Raw genomic sequence first — 15,150 nt, 5'->3', positions numbered from 1 at the left:
GGATCAAGGCGATATAAGCCTTAGGGTGTTCCAAAAACGGAACAAATTCTTTTAAAATTTGGAACAAAGGTTCAACCATGAGCAGCGAAGATGAGAGGTTCATGCGCCTTGCATTGGAACTTGCGAAGCGCGGTGAGGGGTGGGTCAATCCAAACCCAATGGTAGGCGCGGTTATTGTCAAGGACGGGGAGGTAATAGGCGTCGGCTGGCACCGGCGCTTCGGCGAGAAGCACGCGGAGGTTAACGCCATAGAGGACGCGAAGAGCAGGGGGCACGACGTAAGGGGTGCAACCATGTACGTGACTCTCGAGCCCTGCTCCCACTGGGGGAAGCAGCCGCCTTGCGCCGACAGGATAATTAAAGAGGGCTTCAAGCGTGTCGTCGTCGCGATGGTCGATCCCAATCCCCTCGTCTCGGGAAGGGGAATCGAGAAGATGAGGAAGGCTGGAATCGAGGTCGAAGTCGGCGTTCTTGAAGACGAGGCAAGAAGGCTCAACGAAATTTTCATCAAGTACGTGACTACAAAGATGCCCTTCGTTTCAATCAAGCTCGCCCTAACCTTGGACGGCTTCATCGCGACGGAGACCGGATCCTCCCAGTGGATTACCGGCGAGAAGGCGAGACTCAAAGTTCAGGAGCTCAGGAGGAGGCACATGGCGATAATGGTCGGCGCGGGAACCGTTTTAGCTGACAACCCGAGGCTCAATTGCAGACTGGAGAACTGCCCCGAGAAGGTCAAGGTAATCCTCGACCGCTCCGGCAGGGTTGCCGAGGCGATAAGGTCGGGGAGGAAGTTCCGGCTTTTTGAGGACGGCAGGGTCATCTTCTTCACCGAGAGGCCCGAGCTCTTCGAGGGAATAGCGGAAGCCTACCCTATAACCGGGCCGGAGGAAATCCTCAGGAAGCTCGGTGAACTCGGCATCGACAGCGTCCTGATTGAGGGTGGAAGGATAGCCTGCCAGTTTTTAAGCTACGCGGACAAGTTCTACCTCTTCTACGGACCGAAGCTCTTCGGGAGGGGAATCAAGCCCTTCGAGTGCTTAAACGTTAGGGACGCGAACGAGGCCCCGCTGCTGAGGATTGACTCAATCGAGAGGCTCGGCGAGAGCTTCCTCGTAACCGCTTACCCTGGTGGTGAAGATGTTCAGCGGAATCGTTGAGGGAACGGGCAAAGCCCGCTACTCGGCGGGAAAGCTGTACGTTGAGCTCCCGTTCGAGGTCAAACCGGGCGACAGCGTCGCGGTGAACGGGGCATGCTTAACCGTCGTCGAGTTCGATGGAAAGAGAGCGGTCTTCGACGTCGGCGAGGAGACCCTGAGGAGGACCAACCTGCGCGAGGCAAAGCTGGTGAACCTCGAGAGGGCCTTGAAGCTTGGGGACAGGCTCGACGGCCACGTAGTTACGGGCCACGTGGACGGGACGGTTCGCTTCATCACCGCGCGGAGGAGCGGGAACACGACCTGGCTGGCCTTTGAGATGCCCCGCGAGAGGTGGGGAGTTGCCGAGAAGGGCTCGATAGCGCTCAACGGCGTTTCTCTAACCGTCGCGAGGGTCGAGGCGAACCGCTTCTGGATTCAGGTTATCCCCTACACGCTCGAGGTGACGAACCTCGGCCATCTTAAGCCTGGAGACAGGGTGAACTACGAGATTGACGTTCTGGCGAGGTACGTAAAGCGCATCATGGAGGCGGGAGTATGAACCTTGAAGAAATCCGGAGGGCAATCCTTGAGGGAAAACCCGTGGTTCTTATAGACGACAGGAGGGAGTTCGAGGCCGATTTGATTTATCCGGCCGAGATTGCCTCGGCTGAGGTTGTGAACTTCATGCTTTCCGCTAAGGGCCTTCTCTGCCTCACGATGGACATGGACGAGGCCTTAAAGAAGGGCTTCTTCCGCCTGCCGAGCAAGGAGGGCGAGACGAACTTTTTGATTCCGGTCGATTACCGGGAGACCTTTACGGGCATAACCGCCGAGGAGAGGGCTTTAACAGCTAAAAAGCTCGCCGAGGGGCTGGGGGTTGAGGCCTTCCGCTACCCCGGGCATCTGCACCTCCTCGGCGGAATTGGACTCAACAGGCGTCGTGGGCACACGGAGAGCTCGCTCGAGCTCATGGAGTTCCTCGGGTTCAGGCGCTACGCCCTGATAATCGAGATTCTCGACGAGAAGGGCGACTCCCACAACCGCGAGTACGCCCTCAAGTTTGCGGAGGAGCACGGCCTGCCGGTTATCACGACGGACGACGTCTGGAAGGAGTTCGTGAAAAGGAAGCAGCTGATTAGAGTTTACGCCAACGCGAGACTGCCGACAAGGTACGGGGAGTTCAGGATAATCGCCTTCGAGAACGAGCTGGACTTCAAGGAGCACGTCGCGATAGTCAAGGAACCCTACGGCAAGGTTCCTCTCGTCAGGGTGCACTCGAAGTGCCTAACCGGCGACACGTTAGCCTCCCTCAAGTGCGACTGTGGCAGTCAGCTTGCCAATTCGCTGAGAATGATAGCGCAGGAGGGCGGAATACTGCTCTACATGGATCAGGAGGGGAGGGGAATTGGCTTAAAGGAAAAGATTAAGGCCTACGAGCTCCAGGATAAGGGCTTAGATACCGTTGAGGCCAACGAGGCCCTCGGTCATAAGGCAGACGAGAGGACCTACGAGGCCGCCTTCCAGATGCTTCGCGCGCTGGGCGTTTCAAGGATAAAGCTCATAACGAACAACCCGGCGAAGGCCAAAGCCCTGGAGGAGTTCGGGATTGAGGTGGTGGAGATCGTTCCGGCCCCTCCCGAGATCACGGAGCACAACAGGACGTACCTCAAGGTTAAGGTCGAGAAGCTCGGCCACAAGCTTCCCTTCGAGGTTTAGGGGGTGTGGTGATGGAGGTAAGGACGGTTGAGGGCGGTTTTATCGGAACCGGCCTGAGAATGGGAATAGTGGTTGCCCGCTTCAACGATTTGCTCACGGAGGAGCTCCTTAAGGGAGCACTCGACTGCTTCGAGAGGCACGGCGTTGAGAGGGTTGACGTCGTCAGGGTTCCGGGTTCCTTCGAGATTCCACTGGTAGCCAAGAAAATGGCCGAGAGCGGAAACTACGACGCGGTTTTAGCCCTGGGGGCTGTCGTGAGGGGCGAGACCAAGCACTTCGACCTGGTTGCCAGCGAAGTCGCGAAGGGTGTCGCGAAGGTCTCTCTCGACACCGGCGTTCCGGTGATTTTTGGTGTCATAACAGTCGAGGACGAACTTCAGGGCTTCAACAGGGCGGGAGTGAAGAGCAACAAGGGCTTCGAGTACGCGATGGCCGCGCTCGAGATGGCGAACCTCATGAAAAAGATGGGGAAGTGATCAGTCTTTCCCCTCCATCAACTTTTTGAGGAGCTTGAGCTCGCCTTCCAGGCGCTCGTAGTGGCCTTTTTCTACCTTCACCAGAGACTGGAAGAGTTCCTTGAGCTCCGGATCATCCGTTTCCTCTGCCAGGCGGTTGTAGACCTCCATGGCCAGCTTCTCGCTCTCCATAGCAGCTTGAAGAGCTTCTACCGCGTCCTCTGCCCTTTCAAACCTGTCAAGGATAGGGTAAACCTCTATCGGCGGGATCTCCGGCGGTTTTGGCTCCCTGCCGTAGGTCTTTCTGTAGATCTCCTTCAGCCTCTCGCCGTGCTCCCTTGACTCCTTGGAGAGGGTCCAGAAAGTTTCCACGAGCGAATCGGGCAGTCCAAGGTTTTTCGCCCTCCTCGCCAGCTCCTCGTACAGCTCGGCCTCCTCAAGCTCGCCCTTTATCCAGTAGGCTATGAGCGATTCCTTGTCGAGCTTTCTCAGCCGTTCGATGGCAACGTCGAGGGGATCCATCCACACCACCATCCCCGCTTCCACGCTCCCGTTAATTAGGCTTCCGGTGTTCGATGGTCCGGCTAATGATGTTATAAATTAGGAAACCCTTAAAGCCATGCACTCAAAACTCTTAGGAGGTGGAAGCTGTGAAAATAGACAAACCCCTGCCCTACGTAGGGGTGACCCCCCTTCAGATAGCGACCGCGGTAGCGATTCTAGTGGTAGGCTGGATAGTGACCAAGATAGTCGTCGGTGCCTTCAAGAAGGGACTGAAGAAGACCAAACTTCCAGAGCTCGTCGTGGAGTTCCTCGGCCGGTTCCTGAGCGCGCTCCTGTACGTTGCGGTGATCCTCCTCGCTGTCAGCGCGCTGGGAATCGGCGTTGGCTCGGTCGTCCTGGGCCTCTCGGCGGTGATCGGCCTCATCCTGGGCTTTGGAATGCAGGACACCCTGACCAATCTGGCCGCGGGAGTGTGGATAGCCGCGCTTAGGCCGATAGACGTTGGCGAAGTCGTTGAGGTAGCCGGCAAGGTTGGAAAGGTCAACGCCGTTGGTATAATGAGCACCGAACTCCTGACACCGGACAACACCTTCGTAACGGTCCCCAACAAGCTCGTCTGGGGAAGCGTTATAACCAACTACACCAGGATGCCAACGAGGAGGGTTGACGTGGACGTTGGCGTTGCATATGGAACAGATCTCGACAAAGCGATAAAGATCGCGATGGACATCATGAAGAGCCACCCGAAGGTCCTGAGCGATCCGGAGCCGAGCGTCGTCATAACCGCCCTCGCCGATTCCTCGATAAACCTCCAGCTCAGGGCGTGGGCCAAGACTGAGGATTACTGGGCCGTTAAGGGCGATCTCACGAGGGCCATCTACGAGGCCTACACAATGGAGGGCATTGAGATCCCGTTCCCGCAGATGGACGTCCACATAAAGGAAATGCCAAGCTGAAGGGTGACTTTCGAATGACGAGACTTGGCTCCAAGCTGCTGGTGGTCTTTCTTTTCTTTGCCCTTCTGTTCCATCTTCCCCCCAATTACGCCTCACCGAACGAGAAGGCCAGAATACTGGTCGTCTGCAGCGATCCCGAGGACGTTATGTTCGCAAACACCCTTGGGGCCGAAGGCAACTTCACCGTTGATGTCCTCTACCTCGGCAGGGATCTTCCCGACGACCGTTCCCTTCTCTCCAACGAGCTGTACCTGATTAAATACGACGAAATATGGATCCCAGATTTGAACGCCGGACTAACTGAAGGGGGAAGACTGAACCGGGAGGAAACGTCGGCCCTCGCAGAGTACGTGAGGAGAGGGGGCGTTCTTGTCCTCGGGCTGAACACCTACACCCAGAGCTGGAGCAGAACCCTGGAGAGGATAACGGGAACCAGGCTCATGCGCATTGAAAAGCCGGAAGAGGCGAGCGATGAGTGGAACCTGGTGTTTGAGGGCAGGGTTTACCCCTACAACGCCACATACCAAGTCGCCGTTGTGACCCCGTACAGAGCCCAGGTCCTTGCCAGGTACTCCAACGGCCTTCCCGCTGTAACGCTCTCCCGCTACGGCAGGGGAGTTGGTGTTCTAATGACGTTCAACCCCGTGAAGGAGCTGGTTGAGTACAATCCTGAAATCATTGACGTTTACGTCCACGTGGCCAACATCGCCCTTTCGGAGCGCTCCGGAAAGCCTGAAATTCCGGCAGGAGAGGCCGTTCTTCTAAAACTGGAGAGGGTTCTCCTCCATCCGGTCTTTCTTGGAGTTCTGGTCTTCGTGCTTCTTGAGATAATGGCTTATCTTGGTTTTCTTCCCTTCAGCGTTACCGTCCTCTTCGCCGTTCCCTTATTGCCTTTCTCCAGGTTTTTGCTGGGGAGGGCGCCCTACTCAGCGATCCTTGAGATAGTGAGAATGCTCAGGGGCGTAACCCTCGGGAACCTGGCAGATGAAATAGGAAGGTCCCCCCGAAGGCTTAAGTTTCCCCTGGCGCTTCTCTTCCTCAAAAAGCAGATCAGTGTCATTGATCTCTCCCCCTTCGGTTTCAAAGATGTCCTCGTTGTCCTCCGGGGCCTTGAGGGGGATGGCGTTGCCGCCTGGGCTATTGAGGTCTACCCCAGGATGATGGAGATCATAGCCAGCAACCCCGGGATCGGCGTGATAGACCTCGCCCGTCAGGTTAACATGCCGCCCTACGACGTTCTCAGGCTCCTCAGGGAGCTCTCGCGCTACGGAGTGGTCGAGCTCAGGAAAATAGTCGTCGATTACGAGGTCTACCCGATGAGGCCCCTATTGAGGTGGTTCGAGGTATGAAACGAAAACTGCTGTCCTATTTCTCAGCCCTCGTAGTTGCGAGTTATCTCGTGTACCTCGACTACCTCTTCGTCCAGGGAACTGTATGGAAAGTTGTCTCGGTTCTCTTTCCCGGAACCCCCAGATACCCGGTCTACGCGTTCGTTCGATACCTCTTCTACCTGACAGGGGCCTTCGTCATCCTGATATATTCGGCCTACTTCATTTTCTACCTCCATTTCAGGGGGAACGAGGGCTCTAAACCTGTTCCCCGCTTCTTCCCGAAGGTCTCGCTGGTTATACCCGCCCACAACGAGGCCATGAACATCGAGCGTCTGATCGAGAGCATTCAGTACCAGGACTATCCCTTCGAGTGCTACGAGGTCATACTCGTGGACGACGGCAGCGTTGACGGGACGGCGGAGATAGCCGAAAGGTACGGGGTTAAGGTGATCCGGCACGAGAAAAACCTCGGAAAGGCTCGCGCACTGGAAACGGGGATACGGGCTGCTAAGGGTGACGTGATAATAACCCTGGATGCCGATTCCTACTTCGCCGACGGCTCATCACTGAGGAACATCGTGGAGAACCTGTTCAGCCGGCCCTTCGTGGGCATCTCCACCGGCACAATCAGGATCGACGTCAGGGGCGGAAAGCTGATAGAGAAGTTCCAGGTCATCGAGTACCTCCATTCCTTCGAGGTGGGACGAAGGGTTCAGGGCTATCTTGACTGGCTTCTCGTGGTTCCAGGAGCGTTTTCAGCCTTCAAGGGATACTTCATAAAGTCACTTCCCGCAATACCCAAGGACACGCTGGCGGAAGACTTTGAGCTCGCGATGATCACGTACCGCGCGGGGCTGACCTCAAACTTCGAGCCGAAGGCCGCCGTTTACACGGAGCCAGCTGGCTCGTGGAGAGAACTCTACCGGCAGAGGATAAGGTGGTATTACGGGGGACTTCAGGTTATGGCCAAGTATCACGACATGATAATGAACAGGAAGTACGGGGAGAAGGGCCTTTTCCTGTTCTTTCACATGATCCTCCTTGAGTACATCCTTCCGGTTCTTCAGGTGTTCGGTATGGTGGCGTTCCCCATAATACTGATCGCCCAGAACGTTCTCGGCCTGAGTATACTCGACATAACCTTGCCTCCCATTCTCATGGCCGTGGTCTTTCTCCTCGTCCTCCCTCTCCAGTACCTGCCCGGAGTATTGATGAGCGGCGTTGCAATGGCCATTGAAAGAGGCCCGGGGACGGCTATCAGGTATCTTCCTGTGATATTCCTTTACTACCCGATCTACAACCCTCTCCTCTCCCTGGCGAAGATAGACGCGATGCTGAGATTCCTCAGGGGGGTGGTTCAGGCTTGGTAAAGAGACTACTGCCCCTTCTAATCATCCTCCTGCTCATAGTTCCAATAGCCACGGCCGCGGGAGTCGTTTACGTTATCTCGGACCAGGGAGACATCCCCCTGTATCGGGCCCTTTCCGAGAGGGTGGACGTGTCCCTCTCCAAGAAGCCAGGGGGAGACGTTATCCTCGCCCTGGATCTTAACTACAACTTCCTCAACGAGACGGGAAAGGAGTACCTCGTAATGCTCCTCCGGGAGGCAAAGTCCGGTAAGACCGTTATAATCGGCCTTAACACTCTCAGAAGCCTTGAGCTCGAGGTTCCCGAGACCATGAAACTCCTCGGTCTCTCGGTTGCGTTCAGAAAGGCCGGAATCATTGAGATAGCCCCTGAAAACGGTTTCAAGTTCAAGCCCTTTGGCTACGATTCCGACGTCTACGGTCTGGCCGAGGTAAATGCCTCCAATGGCAAGATACTGCTGGAGGCGGAGGGCCATCCAATTCTGATCGAAACGCCCGTTGGGAGGGGAAGGCTTGTAATACTGACGATAAATCCGGCGGATTACTACCTCAACACCGAGAACCCCGCGGTTGTCGATTTTCTCGTGGCAATCATAAAGCACTACACCGGTGGGGGATTTCCCGTCGGAACAGCCGTGGCCCTGGGCATAGCGGGAGCGACAGCGGCTTACATCGCCACCTCCAACAACCCCCAGGCTGAGAAGGTTAGGAGATGGATAAAGACCGTTCCCATAATCTTCGGAAGGTTCATAACCCCACCCGAAGACGTTCTCAAGAACAGCACGAGGGCGGCAATATACAACTACATCAAGGCCAAAGGGTACTCAACAATAGACGACGTGGCTTCCACATTTTCCATTTCAAGGACCAATGCCCGCTGGCATCTCAGCGTTCTCAAAAGGGCCCGGCTAGTGGACGAAACCTCAGTTGGTAAGGTTATAGTCTTCCATCTGCCGGGACAGGAAAACCGCAGGAGGGCCGTGCGCGATTTCCTCCTCGAGAACACGACGCGCAGGAAGATATACGAGCTCCTCCAGAAGGGGAAAAGCTTAAGCGAGATCGCCAGAATACTCGGGGTGAGCAAGTCCACCGTTCACTACAACATCCAGATCCTCAAGGAGTACGGGGTGCTGGGGGAGGAAGATGAAGAGGAATAGCCTCGCCTTTGGAATACTGCAGCTCCTCGGGTATCTCCTCCTGTTCTCCATCCTGATACTCGTGATCGGAACCAAATTCGGCGGTCCTCTTGTTAGGATTGAGGCAAAGAACGTCCACGTGCTGCTGAAGGTTCTCGGAGTTCCAAACACCCTCATGGGGAACATGGTGTACCTCCCGGAGGAGCGCCTCTCCTTCGAGATAACCTGGCAGTGCAGCGGGATGTTCAGCATAAGCCTTTACACCATCGTCTACCTGACCTTTCCGGGTATACGAAGAAATCCCTGGGAATGGCTCTTCGGGGTCTCGGTCCTTTACCTGGCGAACTTTCTCCGCGTCGTTACCTCGATACTCCTCTACCACCACTTCGGGGAGAAGGTGTTCTCGTTCTTCCATTACATCCTCGGGCCCGCGCTGATGTTTGGAGTAGTGGTTCTTCTGCTGGGGGATCTTCTGGTGAAGAGCCTGAGGGAGAGACGACAAAATTGACTAGGGACTCGATGATTCTGAGGAGAAACGCTTATAATCCGGCGAGCCGCGTTCGAAGTAACGTCTAAAGGTATTATAAACGTCAGAGCCGTAACGTATGAAGGGAGGTGAGCCGGTTGTGAAATTCATGAGGGGTGCAATAATCAGCCTGTCTATAATCATGATAATAGCCGGGATTCCCAACGCCTACGGCTCCCCCCTCAGCGGCACCGTCCTCCACGCATGGAGTCACGATCGAAAAAGTTCATACATTGAGATCCACAACGTAAACCGCGTACTTGGTTCCGGTGATGTCTACGCGATAGAACAGGTCGTTATGGCGGCGAACTACAGTGGCAGCGCGGGAGTCGTCCTCCTTGAGATCCAGGCCAAGAACAGCAAAGGAAAAACTTGCTGGTATTCGTTTTACTGGTACGGAAAGGACGAAGTAGTGATAGACTCGCCCTCAGGTTCCCAGACGATCAGCCTCGATATGAGCGTCCCCCACACATACCGGATTGAGGTAGCCCGGAACAGTGTTACCTTTTTGATAGACGGAGGGAGCACCAAGGTAACCCTGAACGCTGACGTGAGCAAAGTCGAGCAGATCAACGCGGGCAGATGGAACAAGAGAAGCACCTACGATCTGTACATAGACAACGTTAAGGAGTACTGGAACGGCCAGCTCATTGCAAGCGAGGACTTCGAAGATGGGCAGGACAACTTCTACACCGACGACGTCTTCAGGGGCCGCGGCGACAGCGGTGAGGAGATAATCTCAAGTGAGGAAGTCCCGGAGTTCCCCTTCCTGAAGGACGTCATCGAATACCTCTCAAATCTCATCGGCTGATAAAATCAGGCCCCCTGGAATAAGGGAGGTTATAATCATGAGGCTCAAAAGGGAGTTTGTATTCTTCTTGCTGGTTCTTGTTGCGGTTCTCTTTGTTCTCCGGGACTTTCTTGGACACGGTTATCCTCCGTCATGGGGCGGCGACGCCTACGGCCACCTTTTCAAAATCTGGAAGCTCATGCCCGGGTATTCCTCCTGGATCGAGGACTGGTACGGGGGTTATCCTTTCCTTCGCTTCTACCCGCCCCTCTCCTACTACATTGGAGCATTCTTTGGCATGGTAAGCGGCTCAGCACTCATGGGTTACAAGATAACGATCGTTATCGCGATGCTCCTCGGAGCGGTTTCGATGAGAATCCTCCTCCGCAACCTCGGCTTCTCCGACGTGACATCGTACGCCGTGTCCATAGCGTACATCCTCGCGCCCTATCACCTCCGAATCCTCTCGCCGGAGGGCAACTTCCCCAGGTTCGTGGGAATAAACCTCGCCCCCCTTCTCCTCCTAGCGGTGCTCTACGTCTGGAGGGGGGATCGTCCAAAGGCCCTCATCGGAGGGGTTTTCCTAGCTTCTGTCCTGCTCAGCCACCACACCCTCGTGGTCACCTTTGGACTCATGCTCGTTCCCCTTATCCCCTATCTCCTGTCGATTGAACGGCCAAGCTCAATGAAGGTACTTCGTAACTCATCGATCGCCGGTGTAACGGCCCTGGCTCTGTCGGCTTTCTGGATCATCCCCTTCCTTCTCGAGAGGGGACAAGCGCACTTCCTCAAGGAGAACTCCATCGAATACCTTTTCCGCCTCCAGAGTGCAAAGCTGAGCGCCGTTCTCCTGCCTGGCGAAGGATGGTCCTTCTATCAGGGCACGATCCTCTACCTTGGAGTCATAGGGGCCCTCCTTACCCTCCCTCGCCCAAAGGAGAAGCGTTTGCTAGGCGCAGGCGTTCTGGTCGGGATATTGGCGTCAATAGCCCTCTCCCTCGGTTACTATGGTCCCTTCCCCGAACTCAACAGGCTTCCACTCCTCAACATGGTGCCTCCCTATAGGTGGCTCGACCCTCTGGAGTTTTTCTCCGCCCTTGGCTTCGCCCTTCTGCTGGAGCGGATATACATGAACCCGCCAGAGCGGATGAAAGCGAAGAGGGCCATTTTGGCCGTTGTCATTATTCTTATTGTTCTCTCCATCTCCGATGTCCGTCTCAGGCTGAACAGTTTGAAGGCGGAGGAATTCCCCGGTGACTATGCCGCGGTTCTCAACTACATTGCAAACGATAACGGAACCGGGTGGAGGTACCTTCAGTGGGGCCTCTGGAGCACCCAGGGTTCTAGGATAGCTTACACCCCAGCGATGACTGGGAAACCTATCCTCGGGGGCTGGTACCGTCAGGGGGATCCTGCATACCCCCAGCATACCTACCTCAACTACGCAATTGCCCACGATAGGGGATACGCAGAAAAGGCCCTGAGGGCGTATTCGGTCAAGTACGTGATCGTGGACTCATACTTCGACGACGCGAAAGCGGGCGAGGAAAACCTGAGGGCAATGGGCTTTAGGGAGGTCTACTCGGCTGGCAGCTTAAGACTGTACTCCTGGGACAACTGGAGCTTTTTGATCCCGAAGGCGAGCATTCTGGTAATCGGAAACTGGCCCCTGGACATGGGAGTCGAGTACGAGAAGGGGAGTTTCATCGACGATTACGTCCAACACCTCAACGAGTACAGCGTTGTGATCCTCGACGGTTACAAGTACAGGGATCCGCTGGTGTGGAGAAAACTTGAGGAATACGTAAAGAGCGGGGGAGTTCTCGTGGTGAACACCTTCAGAAGCCCCGACGCGATGGCGACGAGGCTGGGAGTTAAATCGGTCATAGTCCACGTAAAGGGCAGGGCAAACCTGACCTCCAGCGTTTACAACGTCTCGGCCTTCTCCAACTTCACCTACGAGGGGGACGCATGGACTGCAACGGTCTATGAGGGAAACCTCACTCCCCTGATAAAACTAGGAAACGCCACCGTTCTCGGGTTCAGGGACATTGGAATGGGTAGGGTGTACTTCATAGGGCTCAACCTCCCATACCATGCGGTTTACACGAAAAACGAGTACGAGGCGATGATCCTCAAGGATCTCCTCTCCGAGTACATAACGGCACCCAGCGTTGATTACCGTGTTGTGAGGTGGAAGGACGGGGAGTTAATCCTCCGGTACAGGACGGAGAGAAGCACCGCCGTCATTCTGGCCGAGAACTACTATCCCCACTGGAGGGCATACGTGGATGGCCGGGAGATAAAGGTATCCAAGGACGGGAACCTCGGACTCATTGAACTTTCCCTTCCCGGAGGCGAGCATGAGCTGAGGTTGAACTTTGAAGACCCCTATCGGCCGTTGAGGTGGCTCAGCCTTGGAAGCTTGATCGCTGCTTTGGTCTTCCTGGCCCGCTGGAGAATAAAATACCGGCCGCCCGAATGAACAAGAATGACGTGGGCTAACGTTTTAACTCCCTCTTCCCTATTTATCCCGGTGATTCCATGCTCATAAGGGGGAAAGTTGCAGGTAGCGAAATCCCGCGCTTCAAGCACCGCTGGTTCGGGATCCTCGAAGTTGAAGCCGGTGGAGAAAAATACCGCCTCTACATGACGGGCAACGTCGCCCAATGGTTTCTGAACGGTGATGAGGTTGAGGTCGAAATCCTCCACAAGCCGAAGGAGAAGGACGGCGTCAAGGTTCTCGACTTCGACGATTATGAGCTTTGGAAGTTCTACGAAGGCGATAAAATTCCGGTGTGGCCCCTCTTCGAGAAAACCGTTGAGGCCAAGCGCTACTCGCCTTTGACCGGCGAGCTCCTCTACACATACAAAATCCGCGCCCGCGAGGCGAAATACGAGTCCGACTTCGAGGCGATAGCCGAGCTGGAGCAGTACCACTACGCGAGCCAGAAGGAGAAGGTGGCCTTATGGCGCTGTGAGAACGGCCACATCTTCGAGGCCAACACCAAGCAGAAGTGCCCAATCTGCGGGGCCGAGAGCCACATACTCGAGATAAAGGGCTCAACTCCGGCGTCGCGCTTCTTCATCTTCGAGCTCGTCGAGAGGGAAGAATACGAGCCGAGAATTCTCAGCTACGTCCGCGTTGACCCGCCGATACCGCTCATGCACCGTCGCTTGCCGAACGGCGAAATTGAGAAGAACATCCGCGAGAAGGTCTTTCCGAAGGAGTGGTTCCACCCGGCATTCTGGCCGGAGCGCATAATGAAGGAACTCTACGAGGAGCTGAAGAGGAAGTACGGAAAGAGGAGGATAGCCCGCTCCTACCTCTGGGAGCAGGCCAAGTGGAAAGCTTTGGCGGAAACCAATACAGCAGGCGCGAGGATTGCGAGGGTCGTTGTTCACCCTGACTACCGCTCCGACGGGCTGGGCCAGTTGAGCGTCAAGTCGGCCCTCGAGTGGATAGCCGAGCGCAGGATTCCTGAGATGCGGAAGAGGAAGCACATTGTCGAGACCATAGCGCAGATGGCCCGCTACAACCCGTTTTTCGAGAAGGTCGGCTTCAAGTTCCTCTGGGAGACCGCGAGCGGAAGGCCGGTTCTCTTCTACCCGCTGACAGAGGAGGCTAAAGAATACATCGAGCGCTTCCTTCGTGAAGACCCCTACGCTCCAAAGGACGGAAGGCTCTGGAAGCCCAGCTATGGAAAGGTTGAGCCCTTAGCCGGGCCGATAAAGTTCCTCAACGTCAGCAAGGTCTTCGAGAGCGAGCTTGACATAAAAGGCCTGCCCGAGGAGATTCAGGAACTGCTGAAGGCCTTTGGAGTGAGACACCGCGTCATCCAGAGGCCCGTTCTGAGGAACCTGAACTTCGAAATCCAGCCGGGAGAGCTCATAGCCGTTGTCGGCGCGAGCGGGGCTGGAAAGACGACGTTGCTGAGGCTCATTCTCGGCTCGGCCAACGGCTGGTGGGAGGAGCGCTTTAGACCGACTGAAGGTAAGATTGAGGTTCCCGACAACGCCAAGGTCTCAGTGATGATTCCCGGTGAGTTTGAGCCGACCTTTGGAACCGAGAGCATCTTGGAGCACGTTTACAGGAAGATAAGCGACCTCAACGCCGCCGTGGAGATACTCAACAGGGCGGGTTTGAGCGACGCCGTCCTTTACAGGGCGAAGTACGGCGAGCTGAGCACGGGCCAGAAGGAGAGGGCGAGGATAGCTTCGCTTCTGGCAGAGAAGCCCAACCTGCTCCTCATTGACGAGTTCGCGGCCCATCTCGACACGCTCACTGCCATGCGCGTCGCCAAAAAAGTAGGGGAGATAATCCGCGAGGCAGGCATAACGGCCCTGATAATCACCCACAGGCCCGAAGTGCTGAAGGCCCTCGACCCGGACAGGGTGCTCTTCGTGGGCTACGGGACGGCGAGGCTTAAGGAGAACGAGAGAGAAGGGCAATAATAGCCATTGACGTCGTTTCGGTGTTTTGGTCTCCCACAGGCACTATCTTCCCATTTTTGACGACATAACCCGTCGTAATACCTCCGTTCTTGGCCTGAAGTGCGGAGAGGATCTTTAGGCATCTAGTGCGTATGGTTCTTCCCGTTTCCGTGTTCAACTCCCGGTTCAGATAAATGAAGAGTGCGCATTTGTAAGCTTGATACGTCCCGTTGAAAGCTTTGTCCCTGAAACCGTTGCCGTCCCAGAGGCCCATTAGTTCGGAGTACAGTCTCTGGGCGTCTTTTCGATTTCCGCGCAGGAGGTCACTGAGGGCCCCGTACACGAGAAGATCAGCGTATTCCTGCCAGTCCCGCATACGGCAGGATAAGTTCCCCCTCTCGAGTTTCAGCTCGAACGTTGCGTTGAATTTGACGGATTTCACCCTGCCGAGGTTCACAACCTCTGGGCAGAAAAACCCGGAAAGTGGCCTTCCGAGCAGTGGGTCAATCCTACCGTTAAACGAAACATTATACGCGGAGAGTGCAGTGGAAACGTTCTTCCATAGCGGGGATCCGGAGAGTTTCAGCGCCCTCTCAGCCAAAAGGTTATCATTGGCGAGCCAGATGGTCACGTTGTCTGGGTAAGCGGTGACTGAAGCCCTCAGTAGCTCTGCCTCGGGAACGTACTGGGACTCAAGAAAGTTCCTCATGGCTGTTACGTTGGGCCCCTGAACCTGGGAGTTGTTTTGGCTCAGAGTGGCAAGGATTCCCATAATAACCAGCACAATAACGATCCC

14 protein-coding genes are annotated in these 15,150 nt (G+C 55.6%); 12 read left to right on the top strand and 2 right to left on the bottom strand.

What is annotated here, in order from left to right; genetic code table 11:
* The first annotated feature begins 77 nt into the window (after nucleotides 1-77).
* From ribD to ribH, 4 genes are read left to right on the top strand one after another with little or no spacing between them, the layout of a single operon-like run.
* Nucleotides 78-1,160: a bifunctional diaminohydroxyphosphoribosylaminopyrimidine deaminase/5-amino-6-(5-phosphoribosylamino)uracil reductase RibD gene (gene ribD / locus TAM4_RS02695; RefSeq protein ID WP_048149795.1), complete on the top strand. Its 1,083-nt coding sequence runs from the start codon at nucleotides 78-80 to the stop codon at nucleotides 1,158-1,160.
* The gene (locus tag TAM4_RS02690) at nucleotides 1,141-1,698 is read left to right on the top strand and encodes a riboflavin synthase (RefSeq protein WP_014121699.1); all 558 of its coding nucleotides are present in this window, start codon (nucleotides 1,141-1,143) and stop codon (nucleotides 1,696-1,698) included. The genes ribD and TAM4_RS02690 overlap by 20 nt, the downstream gene beginning before the upstream one ends.
* Nucleotides 1,695-2,855 (top strand): bifunctional 3,4-dihydroxy-2-butanone-4-phosphate synthase/GTP cyclohydrolase II, encoded by a 1,161-nt coding sequence (locus TAM4_RS02685; RefSeq protein ID WP_014121698.1) that lies wholly within the window; start codon nucleotides 1,695-1,697, stop codon nucleotides 2,853-2,855. Before TAM4_RS02690 ends, TAM4_RS02685 begins: the two co-directional genes overlap by 4 nt.
* An 11-nt stretch (nucleotides 2,856-2,866) precedes the next feature.
* Nucleotides 2,867-3,331: a 6,7-dimethyl-8-ribityllumazine synthase gene (gene ribH, locus TAM4_RS02680; protein ID WP_014121697.1), complete on the top strand. Its 465-nt coding sequence runs from the start codon at nucleotides 2,867-2,869 to the stop codon at nucleotides 3,329-3,331.
* On the opposite strand, the gene TAM4_RS02675 is transcribed toward ribH, so the two are convergent.
* Nucleotides 3,332-3,844, bottom strand: a complete 513-nt coding sequence (locus TAM4_RS02675; protein ID WP_237702118.1) for a ferritin family protein — start codon at nucleotides 3,842-3,844, stop codon at nucleotides 3,332-3,334.
* 116 nt (nucleotides 3,845-3,960) lie between these two features.
* Between TAM4_RS02675 and TAM4_RS02670 the strand changes: the two genes are divergently transcribed.
* The 8 genes from TAM4_RS02670 to TAM4_RS02635 all read left to right on the top strand — a co-directional run bounded on the left by TAM4_RS02670 (nucleotide 3,961) and on the right by TAM4_RS02635 (nucleotide 14,375).
* A complete protein-coding gene (locus tag TAM4_RS02670) occupies nucleotides 3,961-4,770 on the top strand; it encodes a mechanosensitive ion channel family protein (protein ID WP_014121695.1) in 810 nt (269 codons plus the stop codon).
* A gap of 14 nt (nucleotides 4,771-4,784) precedes the next feature.
* On the top strand, nucleotides 4,785-6,119 hold the full coding sequence (locus TAM4_RS02665; RefSeq protein ID WP_014121694.1) for a beta-galactosidase trimerization domain-containing protein: 1,335 nt from the start codon (nucleotides 4,785-4,787) through the stop codon (nucleotides 6,117-6,119).
* Nucleotides 6,116-7,471 (top strand): glycosyltransferase family 2 protein, encoded by a 1,356-nt coding sequence (locus TAM4_RS02660; RefSeq protein WP_014121693.1) that lies wholly within the window; start codon nucleotides 6,116-6,118, stop codon nucleotides 7,469-7,471. The genes TAM4_RS02665 and TAM4_RS02660 overlap by 4 nt, the downstream gene beginning before the upstream one ends.
* A complete protein-coding gene (locus TAM4_RS02655; RefSeq protein ID WP_014121692.1) occupies nucleotides 7,465-8,625 on the top strand; it encodes a helix-turn-helix domain-containing protein in 1,161 nt (386 codons plus the stop codon). The genes TAM4_RS02660 and TAM4_RS02655 overlap by 7 nt, the downstream gene beginning before the upstream one ends.
* Nucleotides 8,612-9,112 (top strand): archaeosortase family protein ArtF, encoded by a 501-nt coding sequence (gene artF / locus TAM4_RS02650; RefSeq protein ID WP_014121691.1) that lies wholly within the window; start codon nucleotides 8,612-8,614, stop codon nucleotides 9,110-9,112. The genes TAM4_RS02655 and artF overlap by 14 nt, the downstream gene beginning before the upstream one ends.
* A gap of 127 nt (nucleotides 9,113-9,239) precedes the next feature.
* A complete protein-coding gene (locus tag TAM4_RS02645) occupies nucleotides 9,240-9,941 on the top strand; it encodes a hypothetical protein (protein ID WP_048150838.1) in 702 nt (233 codons plus the stop codon).
* A gap of 37 nt (nucleotides 9,942-9,978) precedes the next feature.
* Nucleotides 9,979-12,405, top strand: coding sequence for a 6-pyruvoyl-tetrahydropterin synthase-related protein (locus TAM4_RS02640; protein ID WP_014121689.1), 2,427 nt, complete (start codon nucleotides 9,979-9,981; stop codon nucleotides 12,403-12,405).
* Between the two features lie 59 nt (nucleotides 12,406-12,464).
* Nucleotides 12,465-14,375, top strand: a complete 1,911-nt coding sequence (locus tag TAM4_RS02635) for an ATP-binding cassette domain-containing protein (RefSeq protein WP_014121688.1) — start codon at nucleotides 12,465-12,467, stop codon at nucleotides 14,373-14,375.
* On the opposite strand, the gene TAM4_RS02630 is transcribed toward TAM4_RS02635, so the two are convergent.
* Nucleotides 14,347-15,126 (bottom strand): hypothetical protein, encoded by a 780-nt coding sequence (locus TAM4_RS02630; protein WP_014121687.1) that lies wholly within the window; start codon nucleotides 15,124-15,126, stop codon nucleotides 14,347-14,349. The genes TAM4_RS02635 and TAM4_RS02630 overlap by 29 nt on opposite strands.
* Between the last annotated feature and the right edge of the window lie 24 nt (nucleotides 15,127-15,150).

The organism is Thermococcus sp. AM4, from assembly GCF_000151205.2.
GTDB lineage: Archaea > Methanobacteriota_B > Thermococci > Thermococcales > Thermococcaceae > Thermococcus.
Note: the sequence above shows the minus strand (reverse complement) of the source record. Positions and strands in the feature narration are given on the sequence as shown.

Bases quoted from the DNA above. Each gene is read 5' to 3' on its own strand.
- TAM4_RS02630 (WP_014121687.1), bottom strand. From the start codon at position 15,126: ATGGGAATCCTTGCCACTCTGAGCCAAAACAACTCCCAGGTTCAGGGG.
- ribD (WP_048149795.1), top strand. From the start codon at position 78: ATGAGCAGCGAAGATGAGAGGTTCATGCGCCTTGCATTGGAACTTGCG.
- TAM4_RS02635 (WP_014121688.1), top strand. From the start codon at position 12,465: ATGCTCATAAGGGGGAAAGTTGCAGGTAGCGAAATCCCGCGCTTCAAG.
- ribH (WP_014121697.1), top strand. From the start codon at position 2,867: ATGGAGGTAAGGACGGTTGAGGGCGGTTTTATCGGAACCGGCCTGAGA.
- TAM4_RS02665 (WP_014121694.1), top strand. From the start codon at position 4,785: ATGACGAGACTTGGCTCCAAGCTGCTGGTGGTCTTTCTTTTCTTTGCC.
- TAM4_RS02675 (WP_237702118.1), bottom strand. From the start codon at position 3,844: ATGGTGGTGTGGATGGATCCCCTCGACGTTGCCATCGAACGGCTGAGA.
- TAM4_RS02640 (WP_014121689.1), top strand. From the start codon at position 9,979: ATGAGGCTCAAAAGGGAGTTTGTATTCTTCTTGCTGGTTCTTGTTGCG.
- TAM4_RS02660 (WP_014121693.1), top strand. From the start codon at position 6,116: ATGAAACGAAAACTGCTGTCCTATTTCTCAGCCCTCGTAGTTGCGAGT.
- TAM4_RS02685 (WP_014121698.1), top strand. From the start codon at position 1,695: ATGAACCTTGAAGAAATCCGGAGGGCAATCCTTGAGGGAAAACCCGTG.
- TAM4_RS02645 (WP_048150838.1), top strand. From the start codon at position 9,240: ATGAGGGGTGCAATAATCAGCCTGTCTATAATCATGATAATAGCCGGG.
- TAM4_RS02690 (WP_014121699.1), top strand. From the start codon at position 1,141: ATGTTCAGCGGAATCGTTGAGGGAACGGGCAAAGCCCGCTACTCGGCG.
- artF (WP_014121691.1), top strand. From the start codon at position 8,612: ATGAAGAGGAATAGCCTCGCCTTTGGAATACTGCAGCTCCTCGGGTAT.